A 19120-nucleotide genomic window follows, 5' to 3' on the forward strand; every position below is an offset into this window, starting at 1 on the left:
TTACTTGGCCCCGGGGACATCCAGCCCGTCAGTCCTCGGCCCCTCCTCCAGCGCCGCCAGCGCCGGGTCCAGCACGATGTCCTCCTCGCGCGCCTCGGTCGTCGGCTCCTCCGGGAAGTGGCAGGCCGTCAGGTGGCCTTCGTGGTTGCCGGAGAGCCGGATCAGCGCAGGCTCCTCGGTGGCGCACTTGTCCTGTGCCTTCCAGCAGCGCGTACGGAAGCGGCAGCCGGAGGGCGGCGAGATGGGCGACGGCACGTCACCGGCCAGCCGGATCCGCTCACGCCTGCCGGAGGCGCCCTCGCCGTCGGTGACGTTCACCTCGGGGACGGCGGAGAGCAGGGCGTGGGTGTAGGGGTGGCGGGGGCGGGTGTAGAGGGAGTCGCGGTCGCCGACCTCGATCACCTTGCCGAGGTACATGACCGCGACACGCTGCGAGAAGTGCCGTACGACGGCGAGGTCGTGGGCGATGAACAGGAACGCGATGCCGAGCTCCCGCTGCACCTTCTGGAGCAGGTTGACGACCTGCGCCTGGATGGACACGTCCAGCGCGGAGACCGGCTCGTCGGCCACGATCAGCTTGGGTTCGAGCGCCAACGCCCTCGCAACCCCGATACGTTGGCGCTGCCCGCCGGAGAATTCGTGCGGGAAGCGGTTGTAGTGCTCGGGGTTGAGGCCGACGATCTCCAGGAGTTCGCGGACCCGCTTCTCGCGGCCGCCGTCCGGGTCAATGCCGTTGATCTCCATGGGGCCGGAGACGATCTTGCCCACCGTCTGCCTCGGGTTCAGTGAGGAGTAGGGATCCTGGAAGATCATCTGGATCTCGGACCGGATCGGCGCGAGCTGCTTGCGGGAGGCGTGGCTGATGTCCCGCCCGCGGTACGTGATCGTCCCGGCCGTCGGCTCCATCAGACGGGTGATCAGGCGCCCGGTCGTCGACTTGCCGCAGCCCGACTCGCCGACCAGGCCGAAGCTCTCGCCGACGTGCACGGTCAGGTCGATGCCGTCGACGGCCTGGACCTGGCCGACCGTACGGCGGATCGGGAAGCCGCCCTTGACCGGGAAGTGCTTGGTGAGGCCCTCCACGACCAGCAGCGGTTCTCCGGCCGCCTCGTCGGCGGCCTCACGCGGGGCGGGCAGCGCGAGGTCCTCTGTCATGCCGTGTCCTCTGTCATGCGCTGTCCTCCTGGACCTGGCCGAGACGGGGCTTGATCTCGTCGATGAAGATGGTGCGCTTCTGCTGCGCCGTCAAGTGGCAGGCGGAGGCCCGGTCGGGGGCCAGGAGCGGCCGCTCCGTGACGCAGCGGTTGCCGCCGATCCGGTCCTGGAAGGTGCAGCGGGGGTGGAAACGGCAGCCGGACGGTGGGGTGAGCAGGGACGGCGGGGTGCCGGGGATCGGCGTGAGAGGGGCGCCGAGGTCCGAGTCCAGGCGCGGCATCGAGTTCAACAGGCCCCAGGTGTACGGATGTTGCGGGGCGCGCAGGACCTCGTTCACCGTGCCGCGCTCGATCGCGCCGCCCGCGTACATCACCATGATGTCGTCGGCCATGTCGGCGATGACGCCCAGGTCGTGCGTGATGAAGATGATCGCCGAGCCGAACTCCTGCTGGAGGTCCTTCAGCAGGTCGAGGATCTGGGCCTGCACGGTCACGTCGAGGGCGGTGGTCGGCTCGTCGGCGATCAGCAGGTCCGGGTCGCACACCAGGGCCATCGCGATCATCGCGCGCTGGCGCATACCGCCGGAGAACTGGTGCGGGTAGTCCTTCGCGCGCTGCGCCGGGTGGGGGATGCCCACCTTGCCCAGCATCTCCACCGCCCGTGTCCAGGCGGCCTTCTTGGAGGCGCCGGTGTGCTTCATGTACGGCTCGGCGATCTGCCGGCCGACGGTGTAGTACGGGGACAGCGCGGTCAGCGGGTCCTGGAAGATCATCGCGACCTTGTTGCCGCGCAGCCGCTCCAGCTCGGACTCGCGGGCGGTGGTCAGCTCCTGGCCCTCCAGGAGGATCTCGCCCTCGACGGTGGTGAACATCGGGTTGTGCAGGCCGAGGATCGTCAGGTTGGTGACGGACTTGCCGGAGCCCGACTCACCGACGATGCCCAGGGTCTTGCCCTTGGCGAGGTCGAAGGAGAGCCCGTCGACGGCCTGCACGACGCCGTCCTCGGTCTTGAAGCTGACGTGCAGGTCCCGCACCGAGAGGAAGGTGCCTTCGCCGGCCGGCACCCCAGCACCGGCCTCCTTGGTCACAGTGGTCACGACAGTGCTCCTAGGCCAGCCGCACGCGCGGGTCGATGTAGGCGTACGCGGCGTCGACGACGATGTTGCACAACAGGATCATGGTGGCGGAGAACAGCATCACACCCAGCAGCAGCGGCAGGTCGCTGAAGAACACGGACTCCACCGCGAGCCGGCCGAGTCCCGGAAGGCCGAAGGTGTACTCGGTGATGATGGCTCCGCCGAGCAGCGAGCCGAGGTCGATGCCGAAGATGGTGACGATGGGGATGAGGGAGCCGCGCCAGGCGTAGCGGAAGAAGACGTACCGGCGCGACATGCCCTTCGCGCGGGCGGTGCGCACATGCTCCTCCTGGAGCTGCTCGATCATCGACGAGCGCGCCATACGCGTGTACTGCGAGGCGAAGATCGTGGACAGCACCACCCAGGGGATGATCAGCCCGGTGAACCAGGTGGCCGGGTCGACGGTGAACTCGTTGTAGGCGGGCTTCTCGAAGAGGTGGCTCTGGTACACGAGGATCGCCAGAGCGAGCGGGCCGAGGAAGTAGATCTGCATCGAGCTGATCACCATCGCGCCCGCGGTGAACGTCTTGTCGACCAGCGTGCCGCGCTTCCAGGCGGCGATCAGGCCGGTGCCGAGGCCGATGATCAGGAAGCAGACGGCCCCGCCGAGGGTGAGCGAGACGGTGGTGGGCAGCCGGTCCATCAGGGTGCCCCAGACCTGCTCGTTGGTGTGGTACGAGTACCCGAAGCAGGGGGCGGGGCAGGGGCCTTGGGCGAACTGGTCACTTCCCAGGACCAGGTTGTGCAGGAAGATCCCGTACTGCTCGGGGATCGACTTGTCGAGGCCGAGGACGTGGTGGAGGTTCTCGAGGTTGGCCGGGGTGCACGTCTTGCCGCACATCAGGAGCGCCGGGTCCCGGGGCATTCCGAAGAACAGCAGGAACGTGACGATGCTCAGCAGGAAGAGGATGACGACGGCGCCGAGCGACCGACGCAGAAGGAAGCGCAGCATGGCAGGCAGCTCTCAGACGTCAGCGGGCCGGGCGGTACCCGGTGCGCCGCCGTGGGAAGCGCGGACGCACCGGGTACCGGGTGGCGTGGTTACTTGACGTACAGGCGACGCGGGTCGACGGAGGCGATGATGTCGTCGTAGACGAGGCCGCCGATCTTCGATCCGGCGATCTGGGTCTGCTTGAAGTAGCCGGTCGGGACGACGTTGACGACGTCCTTCACGATGTACTTGTCGAGCTTCTCCCACTCGGCCGCGGCCTTGGCCGGGTCGGTGATCTTGTTGATGCGGTCGATCTCACTGTTGATCTTGGTGTCGTTGACCTGGGAGTAGTTCTGCGCCCCTTCGGCGATCGCCCGGCCGTCGAAGCACGGCGGGATGACGGTCGAGGCGGACGGCCAGTCGGCGCCCCAGTTGGTGTTGAAGATGTCGTAGTTGTTCTTCAGCTTGCTGACCTGGTCGTAGTAGGTCTCGGCCGGGACCTCCTGGCGCTGGACGTCGAAGCCGGCCTTCTTCAGGCCCGCCGCCATGGCGGTGGAGTACGCCTGGCCCTCCGCCGAGTTGATGTAGCCGAAGGTCAACTTCAGACCGACCTTGCCGGCCTCCTCCAGGAGCTTCTTGGCCTTGGCCGGGTCACCGGCGGGCTTCTTCTTCTTGCCCCATGGGTCGAAGGCGGGGTCGTAGCCGCTGACGGTCGGGCTGATGATGCCGCCGGCGACCTCCATCGCGTCGGTGCCGCCGTAGGCCCGCACGAACGGGGAGACGGGCAGGGCGTACGCGATGGCCTCGCGGACCTTCTTGTCCTTCATGGCCGGGTGGCTCATGTTGATGTTCATCTGGCCGACGTACGGCTGGTAGCCGAGGACCGTGCGGGACTTCATCTTCGGATCCTTCAGGACCTTCGACAGGTTGCCCGCGTCCACGGAGTTCTGGAAGCTGACCGCGGTCCGGTCGGCGCCGGTGTCGGCGAGGAGCGCCTTGGTGGAGTCCTCGTACTGCTGGTTGAAGGTGATGTTGAACCGGTCCACGTACTGGTGGCGCAGCGGGTCCGTCTTCGCGTCCCAGTTGGTGTTCTTGACGAGCACCATCGACTTGCCGGACTTGAAGGACTGGATCTTGTACGGGCCGCTCACCAGTGGGTCTTTGTCGTACTTCTCCTTGGTGTCGCCCTTCTGCGAGACGACGGCGTAGCCCGCCATGGCCAGGGCGTACGGGAAGTCGGCGTGGGGCTTCTTGAAGTGGAAGACGACCGTCTTCGCGTCCGGCGTCTCCAGGATGCTGTCGGGCAGGTGCTTGCCCTTGAAGGGGCCGTCCGGCAGCAGCTTGCGGTAGTCGGCGCCGGGGGTGTCCGCGAGCCACTGCTGGATGTAGGGCGGGCCCTGGTTGATGAAGGAGGCGAACTGCCGCTCGAAGGTGTGGCGGATGTCGGCGGACGTGATCGGGGATCCGTCCTCGAACTTGATGCCGTCCTTGAGCGTGTACTTCCAGCTCTTGCCGCCGTCGGTCGTGGTGCCGGCGTCGGTGGCGAGGTCGCCGACGAGTTCGTGCCGCTTGCCGTCGTCGCTGATCGACTTGTAGCCGGTGAGCCCGCGGTGCAGCAGCAGGGCGACCGCCATCTCGTTCTGGACGTAGATCTGGCCCGGATCGAGATGGGCGTAGCTGTCGCGTGCCGGTACCTGGATGGTGCCGCCGCTCTTGGCTCCCGGCACTTCGGGAGCGGGCCCCTGCGAGTCCTTGGCGTCGCCGAAGTCGATCGTCGCCTGCTGCCGCCGGGCGTTCGCGTTGTCGTTGTCCCGTCTGTCTTTGCCGCCGGTGTCGCTGCCGCCCTCGCTGCAACCGGTGAGCACCAGGGCTCCGGCCGCGAGCAGTAAGAGCGCGGTGTGCGCTGGGCGTCCACCCTTACCCATCACTCAATCCCACCCATCTGTGTGTCATCGAGCCGTCTTGGGGTCGAAGGCATCCCTGACCGAGTCCCCGAGCAGGTTGAACGCCACGATGAAGATGATCATCGAGACGCCGGGGAAGAACATGTAGGTGATGTCGTTCTGCATCACGAGTTCGGTGGACGCCTTGGAGAACATCTGTCCCCAGTCCGGGGTCGGTTCGACGATGCCGACGCCCAGGAAGGACAGCCCGGCCTCGGCGGTCACGAAGTTGGGGAGCATGTAGGTGCCCTGTACGAGAATGGGTGTGACCACGTTCGGCAGGATCTCCCTGCGGATGATCCGCCAGGGCGGGGCTCCGCTGACCTTGGCCGCCTCGATGAACTCCCGTTCCCGCAGGGCGAGGGTGGTCCCGCGCAGGATGCGTCCGAGGCTCATCCAGCCCAGGAACCACTGCACGGCGATGAGGGCGACCACCCGGACGTAGACCGGGGTCTCGTCCCTCGGGCTCACGAAGAGCGAGACCACGACCGGCATGCTGGCGATGAAGAACAGCTGGGCCGGGAAGGCGAGGAGGAAGTCGATGACCCGGCTGATGAAGTAGTCGGCCCTGCCGCCGAGATAGCCGGCCGTGACGCCGAGCAGGATGCCGGTGAGCACCGTCGCGAGAGTGACCACGACCGAGATCATCAGCGAGGTCCGGATGCCGTAGATGAGCTTGGTGAAGACGTCGTAGCCGTTGCCGGGCTCGAGCCCGAACCAGAACTCCCCGCTGATGCCGCCGTTGGGCTGCACCGGCACACCCGCGCTGTCGAAGAGTTCGGGGCGCTCGTCGGCGTACACCGTGTAGGGGTCCTTGCCGTACAGCTTGGAGATCAGCGGGGCGAGCAGTCCGATCAGGAAGAAGAAGACGACCACACAGGCCGAGATCACTCCGGTGCGGTCGCGCTTGAAGCGGATCCACATCAACTGACCGGGAGACCGGCCGATCAGTTGCCCGGCACCCTCAATGTCCGTAGCACTCGTCACAGTTCGCCCATTTCACCGTTTGGATGTGGACGTCGGGGCACGTGCGTGACTCCCCCGGAGCGGTACGCCGCTAACTATCTGCTATCGGGCAACTACCGGCCAGTCGTCTTCCAATCTCGATTCAGTCACAGCTGACGCCACGGTCTGTTCGGGCGCACAAGAAAGCCCGGGCACCCCCGCCTTGGGGGCACCCGGGCTCAAGTGGCCGAGGATCAGCCGTGCTTGGCGCGGCTCGCGGCGCGGGCGCGCTCGCGGGCGTCCAGGTTCACCTTGCGGATGCGCACGGCCTCCGGGGTGACCTCGACGCACTCGTCGTCGCGGCAGAACTCCAGCGACTGCTCGAGGGAGAGCTTGCGCGGCGGGACGATCGACTCCGTCACATCGGCCGTGGACGACCGCATGTTGGTGAGCTTCTTCTCCTTGGTGATGTTGACGTCCATGTCGTCGGAGCGGGAGTTCTCACCGACGATCATGCCCTCGTACACCTCGGTGCCCGGCTCCGTGAAGAGCACGCCGCGCTCCTGGAGGTTCGTCATCGCGAACGCGGTGACGGCACCGGCGCGGTCGGCGACCAGCGAGCCGTTGTTACGGGTCTGCAGGGCGCCGAACCAGGGCTCGAAGCCCTCGTGGATGGAGTGGCCGATGCCCGTGCCGCGGGTCTGGGTCAGGAACTCCGTACGGAAGCCGATCAGACCGCGGGAGGGGACGACGAACTCCATGCGGACCCAGCCGGAGCCGTGGTTGGACATGTTGTCCATACGGCCCTTGCGCACCCCCATGAGCTGCGTGACCGCGCCCATGTGCTCCTCGGGCACGTCGATCGTCATGCGCTCGACCGGCTCGTAGACCTTGCCGTCGACGTCCTTGGTGACGACCTGCGGCTTGCCGACCGTGAGCTCGTAGCCCTCCCGGCGCATGGTCTCGACCAGGATGGCGAGCGCCAGCTCACCACGGCCCTGGACCTCCCAGGCGTCCGGACGCTCGGTCTCCAGCACGCGCAGCGAGACGTTACCGATCAGCTCGCGGTCGAGGCGGTCCTTGACCTGGCGGGCGGTGACCTTGCGGTCCTTGACCGCCGCCTTGGCGTCCGCGCCCTTGCCGGTGCCGCCGCGGCCGACCAGCGGCGAGGTGTTGGTGCCGATGGTCATGGAGATCGCGGGCTCGTCGACCGTGATCAGGGGCAGCGGGATGGGGTTCTCGGTGTCGGCGAGCGTCTCACCGATCATGATGTCCGGGATACCGGCGACGGCGCAGATGTCGCCCGGGCCGGCCTTCTCGGCGGGCTTGCGGGTGAGCGCCTCGGTCATCATCAGCTCGCTGATGCGCACGTTGCTGACCGAGCCGTCACGCTTGATCCACGCGACCGTCTGGCCCTTGCGCAGCTCACCCTGCTCGACGCGCAGCAGCGCGATACGGCCGAGGAAGTTGTCGGCGTCCAGGTTGGTGACGTGGGCCTGGAGCGGGGCGGCCTCGTCGTAGGTCGGGGCCGGGATGTGCTCGAGGATCGTGGAGAAGAACGGCTCCAGGCTGGTGGAGTCTGCCGGGACCGTGCCGTTGTCCGGCTTGGTCAGCGAGGCGATGCCGTCACGGCCGCACGCGTAGACGATCGGGAACTCGATCTGCTCCTCGTCGGCGTCCAGGTCGAGGAAGAGGTCGTAGGTCTCGTTGACGACCTCGTCGATCCGGGAGTCGGGGCGGTCCGTCTTGTTGATGCAGAGGATGACGGGCAGCCGCTGCTGGAGCGCCTTGCGCAGCACGAAGCGGGTCTGCGGCAGCGGTCCCTCGGAGGCGTCGACGAGCAGGACGACACCGTCGACCATCGACAGACCGCGCTCGACCTCGCCGCCGAAGTCGGCGTGGCCGGGGGTGTCGATGATGTTGATGGTGATGACGTCCCCCCCGTCCTTCGGGTGGTACTTCACCGCCGTGTTCTTGGCCAGGATCGTGATGCCCTTCTCACGCTCCAGGTCGTTCGAGTCCATCATGCGGTCGTCGACGGAGTCGAGCTGGTGCGCGGCAAAGGCGCCGGCCTGCTTGAGCATGGCGTCGACGATGGTCGTCTTGCCGTGGTCGACGTGGGCGACGATGGCGACGTTACGGATGTCGTGGCGCGTGGCCATATTGCGGCGTACTCCCGGAGTGTGAGGAAGGCCGACGCGTACGTCTGTGTTACGCGGGCCCTGCCGGGCTTGACATGCCACGGCCTCACCCCATGGTACGTGCCTCGGCGAGGAGCAGCCTCCACAGCCCCGCGCGGCTCAGGACGCCGACGGGCTCGGGGTGAGCTTCGCCCCCTTCTTGAGGAAGCCCATGTCCTCGAAGACCGGTGTCCGGAAACCGAAGGAACCGGCGTTGACGAGGCTGTTCCACGCGGCGGTGAGCTGGGGCCGCTGGTACAGCGGGATGGAGCCGGCCGCCGCCCAGATGCGCGAGTCGGCCTTGCGGATCAGGGAGTGCGCCTCGTCCTCGTCCAGGGTGGCGATCGCCTGGTCGAACAGCTGGTCCACCTGGTCGGTGCCGACGCGAGTGTAGTTCTGCTCGACGCTGAGCGAGCCGTCGGCGGCCGGGACCGGCTTGGCGTAGATGGGGCGGGCGTCGGTGGCCGGGAAGGCGGAGGAGGGCCAGGAGTACAGGGCGAGGTCGTACTGGCCGGAGGCGATGTAGTCCTTGAAGTAGCTCTCGTCGGAGACCTTCGTGATCTCCGTGCCGATGCCGACGCGCTTCAGCATGCTCGTCACCCGGTCGGCGACGGCCCGCAGGGGCTCCGAGCCGGCGCCGGAGGGGAGCACGAAACGGAGCGTGAGGGGCTTGCCGTTCTTGGCCAGCGCCTTGACGGCGGTGCCGGCCGGGGCGGCGGTGCCCTTGGGGGCGTACGCGCCGGGGGCGCCGCCCTGCCGGGCGTGCGGGTAGGCGCCGTCCTGCGCGAGGTGTCTGCCTCCGCCCTCGGCGTGCTTGTGGGCGTGCTTCTCGCCGCGCTTGTCCTCGTGGTCCCGGGCGGCGTGGTCCCGGGCGCTCTCGTGGGGCGCCTGCGCCTTGTCGTCCTCGCCGACGATGTACGTGCCGTCGTCGCCGCCCTCGGACTGGTCCTCGTCGGACTGGTCCTGGTCGGACTTCTTCTGGTCGGACTTCTTCTCGTCCGACTTCGTGCCTTTGGGGCCGGCCGCCTCCTCCTCCTTCTTCTGTTCCTTGATCGGTCCGCCCGACACCCATCCGGCGTCCGCGAGCAGCGCCCGCGCCTCGTCGGTGTCCTGGCCTCCGAGCGCGCCGCTGTTGTCGGCGTAGGCGGCCTGCCCGGCGAGGGCGAGGTGGCTGCCGACGGGGACCGCGGGCAGGCCCAGCGGCTTCAGCACGACCTCGGCGAGCTCCTTGCGGTCCAGGGCGCGGGCCACCGCCCGCCGGACCCGCTCGTCGGCGAGCGGGCCGTCGGCGCCGTTCAGGGCGAGCTGGGTGTAGGCGGGCTCCAGCGACTTGCGGACCTCGAACCCGCGCAGCCCGTCGGCCCCGCTGCGGACGCGCCGGGCGACGGCGGGGTCGACCTCGGCCAGGTCGAGCTCGCCGGCGGCCAGAGCGGCGGCGCGTTTGTCGTGCGGTACGGCGCGCAGCACGATCTCGGAGAGCTTGGCGGTCCTCCCCCACCAGCGGGGGTTGCGGGTGAGGCGGACCTGGTCCTGCTTGGTGTCGACCTTCTGCACGGTGAACGGCCCGGCGGTGACCTTCAGCTTGCGGCGGGCACCGTCGTTGAAGGAGTCCGGGGTGCCCATGACGTCCTTCGGGTACAGCGGCGAGAACAGCGACCGCCAGTCCGCGTAGGGCTTGGCGAAGGTGACCCGGACCTCCAGGTCGTTGGCGCCGCGCTCAATGCCCTCGATGCGGTCGTAGCCGGCGTTGCGGGCCGTCCAGTAGGCGGAGTCCTTGCCCGACAGGGCGCGCCACTGGGCGGCGAAGTCGGCGGCGCCGATCTCGCGCCCGTCGCTCCAGACGGCCTGCTGGTTGAGCTTGTACAGGACGACCTGCTTGGGCTCGGTCTCGATCACCTCGGCCGACTCCAGGTAGGCGGCGTTGCGCTCCGGCCGTCCGCTCGTGTTCATCCGGTACATCGACGGCAGGACGGCCTGGGCGATGCGGCCGGTGGTGGCGTCGGCGTCGGCCTGGAAGGTGTTCAGGGTGTCCGGCACGGCGTCCACGGCCCAGCGCAGGGTGCCGCCGTCGGCGATCTTGACGCGGGCCGCGCCGGCGACGTCCTGCTTGGCCAGCGGCTTGCCCGCCTGGTCCTCGGAGCCGCAGCCGGCGAGTGCGAGCACCGCGAGTGCGCCCGTGGTGAGGAAGACCACCGAGCGCATGACCGCGCGCGGTCCGACACCGTCGTAGGACATCTCTGGTACCTCCGGGGAGCGGATCCCGCCGGTGACACAGGTGCGTTCTGTTCACATTTGGCGGTATTTTGGAGTTGATCAGATCTACGGCCCAGATCTACGGCCCCACTGAAGAGGAAAGGGTTCGCCGGCCGAGGGCGACACGGCGACACGGGCGTGCAAGCCCACCCGTGCGGAGCAACGCACGCCCCCGGCGCACACAGAGCGCCCGCGGGCGTGCACCGAGGGCACGCAATCCGCCAATCGCTGCACACGCCTTCACATCGGCCGGTGTGACGCGCAACACTCGCAGGCGCATGAACGTCGCCGTCCAGGGCCGAACGGCCCGAGGAAGTGAGGTCACGTCATGTCCGTGCACGACGACCTGACAGCCGTCCAGCGCTGCCTCGACGACCTCTCCCGGTCCGTCGGCCGCCTGGAGAAGCAGCTCGGCAGCGGTGACCTGGAGATCCGCCGCGTCCGCGCCGACGCCAATCACCTGCGCGAGAGTGTCGCGCTGCTGCGCGAGGCGGCCTCCCATCCGGCCTCGCCCCGCAAGCCCGAGCTCGTCACCATCCCGGACACCCCCTACGACGACAGCCTGTGGGTCGACTCGGACGACGAGGGTCTGGGCGCCCGCGACCGGCACGCCCCCTGACCCGACCGGAGTCCTGCGTTGGCCACTGGTACGGAACCACATGTGAACAGCGGCGGCGTGCGGTCCCGTACGCGCGCCGCGATCGACGCACCGCATCTGCGGACCGACCGCTGGTGGCTGGCGCCCGCCATCACCGCGGCCGGCCTGCTCGCCTTTGTCGTGTACTCGACCTGGCGGGCCTTCGCGAACGCGGACTACTACGCGGCGCCGTACGTCTCGCCGTTCTACTCGCCCTGCCTGGCGGAGAACTGCGAGACGATGCGGGGCGGCCCCAACTGGGAGATCTTCGGCAGCTGGTGGGGCATCTCCCCGGCGATCATCATCCTGATCTTCCCGCTCGGCTTCCGCCTGACCTGCTACTACTACCGCAAGGCCTACTACCGGGGCTTCTGGGCCTCGCCCCCGGCCTGCGCGGTCGCCGAGCCGCACAGCAAGTACACCGGCGAGACCCGCTTCCCGCTGGTGCTGCAGAACATCCACCGGTACTTCTTCTACGCAGCGATCCTCGTCGCCGGCATCCTGACCTACGACACGGTGCTGGCCTTCCGCGACGAGCACTACGCGTGGGGCCACATGGGCCTCGGCACCCTCGTCTTCCTGGTCAACATCGTGCTGATCTGGGCGTACACGATCTCCTGCCACTCCTGCCGGCACATCGTCGGCGGCAAGCTCAAACACTTCTCGCGGCACCCCGTGCGCTACCGGATGTGGCAGTTCGTCGGGAAGCTCAACGCCCGCCACATGCTGCTCGCCTGGGCGTCGCTGGTGAGCGTGGCGCTCGCCGACTTCTACGTCTATCTCGTCGCGTCCGGTGTCTTCGACGATCCGCGCTTCTTCTAGCTGAGTGGGGCCCTGTGATGTCCGTGGTCGACCGTCAGGAGTGGGACGTCGTCGTGGTCGGCGCCGGTGGCGCGGGCCTGCGCGCCGCCATCGAGGCACGCGAGCGCGGCGCCCGTACGGCCGTGATCTGCAAGTCCCTGTTCGGCAAGGCCCACACGGTGATGGCCGAGGGCGGCATCGCGGCCGCGATGGCCAACGTCAACGAGCACGACAACTGGCAGGTCCACTTCCGCGACACGCTGCGCGGCGGCAAGTTCCTCAACCAGTGGCGGATGGCCGAGCTGCACGCGCAGGAGGCGCCCGACCGGGTGTGGGAGCTGGAGACCTGGGGCGCCCTCTTCGACCGCACCAAGGACGGAAGGATCTCCCAGCGCAACTTCGGCGGCCACGAGTACCCGCGCCTGGCCCACGTGGGCGACCGCACGGGCCTGGAGCTCATCCGCACCCTCCAGCAGAAGATCGTCGCGCTCCAGCAGGAGGATTTCAAGGAGACCGGGGACTACGAGTCCCGCCTGAAGGTCTTCCAGGAGTGCACGGTCACCCGCGTCCTCAAGGACGGCTCGCGCGTCAGCGGCGTCTTCGCCTACGAGCGCGAGACCGGCCGTTTCTTCGTCCTCGAAGCCCCTGCCGTCGTGATCGCGACCGGCGGCATCGGCAAGTCCTTCAAGGTCACGTCGAACTCGTGGGAGTACACCGGCGACGGTCACGCGCTCGCGCTGCTCGCGGGCGCGCCCCTGCTCAACATGGAGTTCGTGCAGTTCCACCCGACGGGCATGGTCTGGCCGCCGTCGGTGAAGGGCATCCTCGTCACCGAGTCGGTGCGCGGCGACGGCGGAGTGCTCAGGAACTCCGACGGCAAGCGGTTCATGTTCGACTACATCCCGGACGTCTTCAAGGAGAAGTACGCCCAGTCCGAGGACGAGGCGGACCGCTGGTACGACGACCCCGACCGCAACCGGCGTCCCCCCGAGCTGCTCCCCCGCGACGAGGTCGCCCGCGCGATCAACACCGAGGTGAAGGAGGGCCGCGGCTCCCCGCACGGGGGCGTCTTCCTCGACGTGTCGACGCGGATGCCCGCCGAGGTGATCCGGCGTCGGCTGCCCTCGATGTACCACCAGTTCAAGGAGCTGGCCGACGTCGACATCACCGCCGAGGCGATGGAGGTCGGGCCGACCTGCCACTACGTGATGGGCGGCATCGCCGTCGACTCCGACACGGCCGCCGCGCGCGGGGTGCCGGGGCTGTTCGCGGCCGGTGAGGTGGCCGGCGGGATGCACGGCTCCAACCGGCTCGGCGGCAACTCGCTCTCCGACCTGCTGGTGTTCGGGCGCCGGGCGGGCCGGTACGCGGCCGAGTACGCGGCGGGCGCGGGCGACCGGCCGCCGGTGGACGACGTCCAGGTGGACGCCGCCGCCGCGGAGGCCCTGCGGCCCTTCTCCGCGGAGAGCGAGGAGCCGTCCGCGGGGCCGCCGGAGAACCCGTACACCCTGCACCAGGAACTCCAGCAGACCATGAACGACCTGGTCGGCATCATCCGCCGCGAGGCCGAGATGGCGGAGGCGCTGGAGCGCCTCGCCGACCTGCGGGTACGGGCCCGTCGTGCCGGTGTGGAGGGCCACCGCCAGTTCAACCCCGGCTGGCACCTCGCCCTGGACCTGCGCAACATGCTGCTGGTCAGCGAGTGCGTGGCGCGGGCCGCGCTGGAGCGCACGGAGTCACGCGGCGGGCACACCCGCGAGGACCATCCGTCGATGGACCGCGAGTGGCGCCGGATCAACCTGCTGTGCCGGCTGACCGACCCCACGGGCGGACTCGCGGCCACCGACCCGGTGCGCGGCCAGATCACCCTCGCACGGGAGACCACCGAACCCATCCGCCGGGACCTGCTCGCCCTCTTCGACAAGGAGGAGCTGGTCAAGTACCTCGCCGAAGAGGAGCTCTACGAATGAGCGGCTACGAGGCCCGCTTCAAGGTGTGGCGGGGCGATGAGCAGGGCGGCGGCCTGGAGGACTTCAAGGTCGAGGTCAACGAGGGCGAGGTGGTCCTGGACATCATCCACCGCCTCCAGGCCACCCAGGCGCCCGACCTGGCCGTCCGCTGGAACTGCAAGGCGGGCAAGTGCGGGTCGTGCTCCGCGGAGATCAACGGGCGGCCGCGGCTGATGTGCATGACCCGTATGTCGGTGTTCGACCAGGACGAGACGATCACCGTCACGCCGTTGCGCGCCTTCCCGGTGGTCCGGGACCTGGTGACGGACGTCGGCTTCAACTACCGCAAGGCGCGGGAGGTCCCGTCGTTCGTGCCGCCCGCCGGGGTCGGGCCGGGCGAGTACCGGATGTTCCAGGAGGACGTGGACCGTCCGCAGGAGTTCCGCAAGTGCATCGAGTGCTTCCTGTGCCAGGACACCTGCCATGTGGTCCGCGACCACGAGGAGAACAAGACGGCCTTCGCCGGCCCGCGCTTCCTGATGCGCGTCGCGGAGCTGGACATGCACCCGCTGGACGCCGCCGCCGAAACCGGCCTCGACCGCAAGAAGACCGCCCAGGACGAGCACGGGCTCGGCTACTGCAACATCACCAAGTGCTGCACGGAGGTCTGCCCCGAGGGCATCAAGATCACGGACAATGCGCTGATTCCCCTGAAGGAGCGGGCGGTGGACCGCAAGTACGACCCGCTGGTGTGGCTGGGGTCGAAGATCAGAAGGAGGTCTTCGTAGCCGGCTTCATGGCCTGCCGCTGTACGTACAGGCCGACCAACGCCACGGCCGTGCCGGTCAGCGCGAAGGGGGCGTTGCGGATGTCCGGCCCCCGGAGCGGGCCGAGGAAGAGGAACGTGCCGAAACCGGCCTGACCGATCAGCGTTCCGTACCCCCACACCTTGGGCCGGAGCACCTTGGCGCGCCCCGGTCCGGGCGGGATCCAGCCGGTGATGATCGCGGCCGCGCCGCACACGGCTCCGGCCGTCAACACCACTAGTCCCGCTGCCACCGACACCTCGTGCATGCCCGTCATCCTTTCAGCAACTCCAGCACCCGCAAGAGATTTGACTCAGCTATGGCCTGCATCGGACCAGGGTTTGGGAAGTCGCCGTCGAGGAGGCGGAGGGGGCCGGAGACCAGGGACAGGTGCATGGCGAGGCGGTAGAGGCGGAGGCGGTCGTCGTCCAGGCCGGGGACGCGCAGGGCGCCGTAGTGCGGGCCGAAGCGGATGCGGAGGAAGACGTGCTCCCACTCGGCGTCGAAGTACATCAGGCCCTCGATGTCGATCAGGGCGGGGTGGCCGTCGGCGTCCAGCAGGACGTGGTCCGGGCCCAGTTCGCCGTGGATCAGGGTGTGGCGGGCGCGGGGGCGGACCCGGGCGGCCAGTTCCCGCACCCGGGCCTCCAGGTCGTCCCGCACGTCGGCGATCCGTGCGTCCCTTACGGCGGTCGCCGCGATGTCGCGCAGGGCGCCGTCGGTGACGCGCTGCTCGCAGGAGTCGGCGGAGGGCAGCCCGCCGTTGTCGACGAGGGCGACCTTGCCGAAGGCCGGGCCCTCGTGGGCGTGGAGCGCGGTGAGGGTCTCGGCGAGCCGTGCGAGGGCCGGGCTCGCGGTGGCCGGGCCCCGGCGCAGTGCCTCCTCCAGGCTGCCGCCGGTGAGGTCCTCGACGATCGCCGCGTCCGCGGGCAGCCGTGTGTGCGTGGAGTCGACGTGGAGCAGGCGGGGCGTGCGGACACCGGCGGCGGTCAGGCGGTCGTACGCCGCGGTGAACAGGTCGAGGCCCGTGCCGTGGGAGAAGGGGTCGCGGGGGTCACTGGGGCCGGCGTCCCAGTAGTCCTCGTCCGGTGACCAGACGTAGGCGATCGCCGTGGAGTCGTCGTCGAGGGTGAGGCGGTAGACGCCCTTCTTGCTCCCGCCTCTCATGCGGGTGACGGCGGTGAGGGTGCGGGTTGCGCCGAAGGCGGCGCGGGTGAGGGGGGCGAGGTCGTGACGGCCGAGGGGGGTGCGGGCGGTAGCGGTCATTTCGCTGATGCTCGCACCCACCGCGGGCGGGCGCAGGCCGTTTTCTCAGCGCACCCAGCCGTCCCGGTACGCCTTCCAGTCCTCCTCCGTCGCCGCGAAGTCCACGTAGAGGGCGACGCCGAAGCGGGGGCGGTCCTTGTCCGTGCGGGACAGGCCCAGTCGGACGCCTCGGACGGCGGCGGGGACCGTTTCGGCGGACTCGCGGTGGCCGAAGCGGTTGTCGTGGAAGAAGGGCAGGCCCATGAGGAGGTCGGTCGAGGGCGGGGTGACCTCCAGGGCGAGGGAGGTCTGCTGGGCGACGTAGCCGCCGTAGGTGCTCTGGAACTGCTGGATCGTGTCGTACGACATGACGGCGATCTGGTCGACGCGGCGGGCGACCTCGCCGAAGTACTCCTGGGACCACCACTTGGGGTGGTTGGTGAGCGTGGCCCAGATGGAGTGGAAGCCGGGGAGGGGGTCGATCTGGTGGGCGGCGACGGAGAGGGGCGCGTGCTGGGCGCTGGTGACGCGGTGCAGGGCGTCGAGAAGGGTGAGGTAGTCGCGGTCGCCTGAGTGGAGGGGCTCCAGGTCGAAGTGCACGCCGTCGAAGCCGGTGGTCAGGATCTCGCGGGTGGACCGCACGACGGCGTCCCTGGTCTTCTTGTGCTCCAGGCGCAGGCCGTCGGGGGTCTCCGTGGCGAGGACGTCGCCGAGCCAGGCCTGGACGCGGACGCCGGGTATTTCCCGGTGTACGGCGTCTATGAACCAACGGGCGTTGGAGTAGGCCGACCTGGGGAGCGTGCCGTCGTGTTCCAGGGGGCCGGCGTGGACGTAGAGGTCCCGGATGCCGGTGCCTTGCAGTCGGGCGGCGAGGGCGGTGATGTCGGCGGCCTTCTTACGACCGTCGACCCAGGCGTGGCCGAGCCATATCGCGTCGCGGTCACGGGTGTACGTGCCGTCCGCGGGGTCGCCGGTGTAGTTGAGGCGGAGGGCGAGCTGGGTGGCGAGGAGGGGGAGGAGCAGGATCAGGGCGACGGCGAGGGCGATGCGTCTGCCCCGGCGGCGGGGCCTTCGCGACTCGGCTTCGCCTTCGCCCCTCGCGGCATCGGACTCCGCCGCAAGCGGCTCCCTGCCGCCTCCCTTCACCGCGCCTGTCGCCTCCACAGGCCCCGGCTCCCCCGCCCCGGGTTCTTCGGTGGACGCTGACTCCGCGGCTCGCTCCCCCGGCCCCTGCTCCTGCCCCTGCCCCTGGTCCTGGTCCTGCTTCTGCTCCTGCTTCTGCCCCTGCCCCTGGTCCTGCTCCTGCTCCTGCTCCTGCTCCTGCTCCTGCGGGTCGTTCATCGCCGTGTCCCCCTCAGTCGTCGGTCTGCCTCACGTGTCCCGGGTCGGGTGTGCAGAGGTCGCGTGGACGCAATCTCGGCCATACGCTGCCAAATGTGACGCCATCCTTGGATCGGGGCCGACTGTGGTGGGCGTATGCGCTGGTGGGCTTCGTGTGGCTGCTGTTGCTGGGGAGGACGGTGTGGGCGGAGCCCGCGGTTGCGATCATGGACGAGGGGCCCGGTGCGAGTGCGGCCGTGGAGGGTGGGGCGCCCGTCGCTGATCTTGTGCTGCCGCTGGTGGCCGTCGGGGCGGCGGTCGTGCTCGCCGGGTACGGGTATGTGCGGCGCACTCGAAGGGCGCGGGAGCGGACAACGCCGGGCGGGGGGCGCGGGGAAGCGGTGCCCGTGGCGCCGGTGCCCGACGAGCCCGACTCGCGGGCGCTCGCGTTGCTCGCTCAGGCGGATGACTGTGTGCGCACCAGTCGGGAGGAACTCCGCTTCGCCGAGGCGCGGTTCGAGGCCGTGGCCGGGGCGGTGGGTGTCGAGTCGGCCGCTCGGGTCGTCCAAGCGGCCGCCGCCGAACTCGCCGCCGCCTTTCGGATGCGGCAGCTGTACGACGAGGGCGTGCCGGCCGACGAGACCGCGCGGCGGCACGCGCTCGCCGGGATCGTGGGGAGGTGCGAGGAGGCGGGGCGGCGGCTGGATGCCGAGGTCCCCGGGTTCGACCGGATGCGGGGGCTGGAGCAAAGCACCGATGAAACGTCGGGCGTCGCCGAGGCACGCTTCCGTGAGCTGGCAGGACGTACCGGCGCGGCCGACACCCGTCTCGCGGCCCTCCGTACGCGGTACTCCCCCTTCGCGTCCGGCGCCGTCACCGGCTCCGTCGAACAGGCCAAGGACCGCCTCGTGTTCGCGACCACCCGTCTCAACTTCGCCCGCCAGGCCGCCGACCGGGGTGAGAACGCGCACGCCGCCGCACATCTGCGGGCCGCCGAGGGTGCCGTGGCCCAGGCCGGCGTCCTCGTCGACGGTGTGCACCGGTTCGCCGCCGAGCTGGACGAGGCCGCGCGGATGGTTCCGGCCGCGCTCACGGGCGCGGAGGCGGAGATCGCGGCAGCCGACACCCTCGGGCTGGACGTGACGGTCGGTGAGCTGCGCGCCCGGGTGCTCCACGCCGACGCCGTCCTGTCCGCCGTACGGCAGGAGCTGACGTCCGGGCATCCGTACGACCCGCTCGACGTCCTGCGCCGGGTCGTACGGGCGACCGCACCGCTCGTCACCGGGCGCACCGGTGTGCTGCCGGCCGCCGCCCTGCTCACCGCCCGCTCCGCCACCGCCGCCACGGCCGACTTCGTCGCGACGCACCGGAGCGCGGTGGGCGGCACGGCCCGCACCCGGCTCGCGGAGGCCGAGCGGCTCCTGGCGACGGAGGGCGGAGGCATGGCGGACCTCCTGAGCGCGGACACGCTCGCCCGGACGGCCCGGGACCTCGCCGAGCAGGACGTACGCACGCATGGGAATCCGTACGCCGGTACGGCGGCCGGGTACGCGAGCGGTGTCGTCGGGGCCGTCCTCGGCGGAGTGTTGCTGGGCGGCGCCGACGACGGCGGGCCGCCGGCGAGCTTCGGCGGGCCTGTCACCCGTGCCCGGCGCAATCCTTCGCAGCGGCCTTAGGGGCTCTCGTTTGGATCATGCCGGGCTCGCGGGGTCCGGCCTGATCCGAACGAAAGACCCTAGGGGTCCTTGCACCAGGAGCCACTCGGGCCTTTCGGCAACGCGGCGAGGTGCGGTGCCAGGCCGCGCGACTCGGGCGGGCAT

Annotated in this window: 15 protein-coding genes; 5 read left to right on the forward strand and 10 right to left on the reverse strand. The window is 69.6% G+C overall.

Annotated elements, in window-relative coordinates; translation table 11 throughout:
- From AC067M_RS05215 to AC067M_RS05245, 7 genes are all read right to left on the reverse strand, one after another.
- Entirely contained in the window at nt 1-1155 is a 1155-nt protein-coding gene (locus AC067M_RS05215) for an ABC transporter ATP-binding protein (protein WP_478695598.1), read from the reverse strand.
- Between the two features lie 13 nt (nt 1156-1168).
- Nucleotides 1169-2251, reverse strand: a complete 1083-nt coding sequence (locus AC067M_RS05220) for an ABC transporter ATP-binding protein (protein WP_478695599.1) — start codon at nt 2249-2251, stop codon at nt 1169-1171.
- 10 nt (nt 2252-2261) lie between these two features.
- The gene (locus AC067M_RS05225) at nt 2262-3242 is read right to left on the reverse strand and encodes an ABC transporter permease (protein WP_478695600.1); all 981 of its coding nucleotides are present in this window, start codon (nt 3240-3242) and stop codon (nt 2262-2264) included.
- A gap of 89 nt (nt 3243-3331) precedes the next feature.
- Nucleotides 3332-5146 carry an ABC transporter substrate-binding protein gene (locus AC067M_RS05230; RefSeq protein WP_478695601.1) on the reverse strand — a complete coding sequence of 605 codons (1815 nt, stop codon included), beginning with the start codon at nt 5144-5146 and terminating at the stop codon, nt 3332-3334.
- A gap of 24 nt (nt 5147-5170) precedes the next feature.
- Entirely contained in the window at nt 5171-6151 is a 981-nt protein-coding gene (locus AC067M_RS05235) for an ABC transporter permease (protein WP_478695602.1), read from the reverse strand.
- Nucleotides 6152-6363: 212 nt separating this feature from the next.
- A complete protein-coding gene (gene typA, locus AC067M_RS05240; protein ID WP_478695603.1) occupies nt 6364-8271 on the reverse strand; it encodes a translational GTPase TypA in 1908 nt (635 codons plus the stop codon).
- A gap of 138 nt (nt 8272-8409) precedes the next feature.
- Nucleotides 8410-10524 carry an ABC transporter family substrate-binding protein gene (locus AC067M_RS05245; protein ID WP_478695604.1) on the reverse strand — a complete coding sequence of 705 codons (2115 nt, stop codon included), beginning with the start codon at nt 10522-10524 and terminating at the stop codon, nt 8410-8412.
- 346 nt (nt 10525-10870) lie between these two features.
- Here AC067M_RS05245 and AC067M_RS05250 point away from each other — a divergent pair, with 346 nt between their 5' ends.
- The 4 genes from AC067M_RS05250 to AC067M_RS05265 are packed head-to-tail and all read left to right on the forward strand — an operon-like array spanning nt 10871 to nt 14717.
- Nucleotides 10871-11161, forward strand: a complete 291-nt coding sequence (locus tag AC067M_RS05250; RefSeq protein ID WP_478695605.1) for a hypothetical protein — start codon at nt 10871-10873, stop codon at nt 11159-11161.
- Between the two features lie 18 nt (nt 11162-11179).
- A complete protein-coding gene (locus AC067M_RS05255) occupies nt 11180-12001 on the forward strand; it encodes a hypothetical protein (RefSeq protein ID WP_478695606.1) in 822 nt (273 codons plus the stop codon).
- 17 nt (nt 12002-12018) lie between these two features.
- Nucleotides 12019-13950 carry a fumarate reductase/succinate dehydrogenase flavoprotein subunit gene (locus tag AC067M_RS05260; RefSeq protein ID WP_478695607.1) on the forward strand — a complete coding sequence of 644 codons (1932 nt, stop codon included), beginning with the start codon at nt 12019-12021 and terminating at the stop codon, nt 13948-13950.
- Entirely contained in the window at nt 13947-14717 is a 771-nt protein-coding gene (locus AC067M_RS05265) for a succinate dehydrogenase/fumarate reductase iron-sulfur subunit (RefSeq protein WP_478695608.1), read from the forward strand. Before AC067M_RS05260 ends, AC067M_RS05265 begins: the two co-directional genes overlap by 4 nt.
- Here AC067M_RS05265 and AC067M_RS05270 read toward each other — a convergent pair.
- Genes AC067M_RS05270 through AC067M_RS05280 form a run of 3 tightly spaced genes read right to left on the reverse strand, consistent with a single transcriptional unit; the run spans nt 14698 to nt 17321 of the window.
- Nucleotides 14698-15003, reverse strand: coding sequence for a hypothetical protein (locus tag AC067M_RS05270; protein WP_478695609.1), 306 nt, complete (start codon nt 15001-15003; stop codon nt 14698-14700). The genes AC067M_RS05265 and AC067M_RS05270 overlap by 20 nt on opposite strands.
- A gap of 5 nt (nt 15004-15008) precedes the next feature.
- Nucleotides 15009-16001 carry a phosphotransferase family protein gene (locus AC067M_RS05275; RefSeq protein ID WP_478695610.1) on the reverse strand — a complete coding sequence of 331 codons (993 nt, stop codon included), beginning with the start codon at nt 15999-16001 and terminating at the stop codon, nt 15009-15011.
- A 45-nt stretch (nt 16002-16046) separates the two neighbouring features.
- Nucleotides 16047-17321 (reverse strand): glycoside hydrolase family 18 protein, encoded by a 1275-nt coding sequence (locus AC067M_RS05280; protein ID WP_478695611.1) that lies wholly within the window; start codon nt 17319-17321, stop codon nt 16047-16049.
- A gap of 95 nt (nt 17322-17416) precedes the next feature.
- Here AC067M_RS05280 and AC067M_RS05285 point away from each other — a divergent pair, with 95 nt between their 5' ends.
- A complete protein-coding gene (locus AC067M_RS05285; RefSeq protein WP_478695612.1) occupies nt 17417-18976 on the forward strand; it encodes a hypothetical protein in 1560 nt (519 codons plus the stop codon).
- Nucleotides 18977-19120 lie beyond the last annotated feature (144 nt).

This window comes from Streptomyces sp. NPDC043427 (assembly GCF_056436655.1).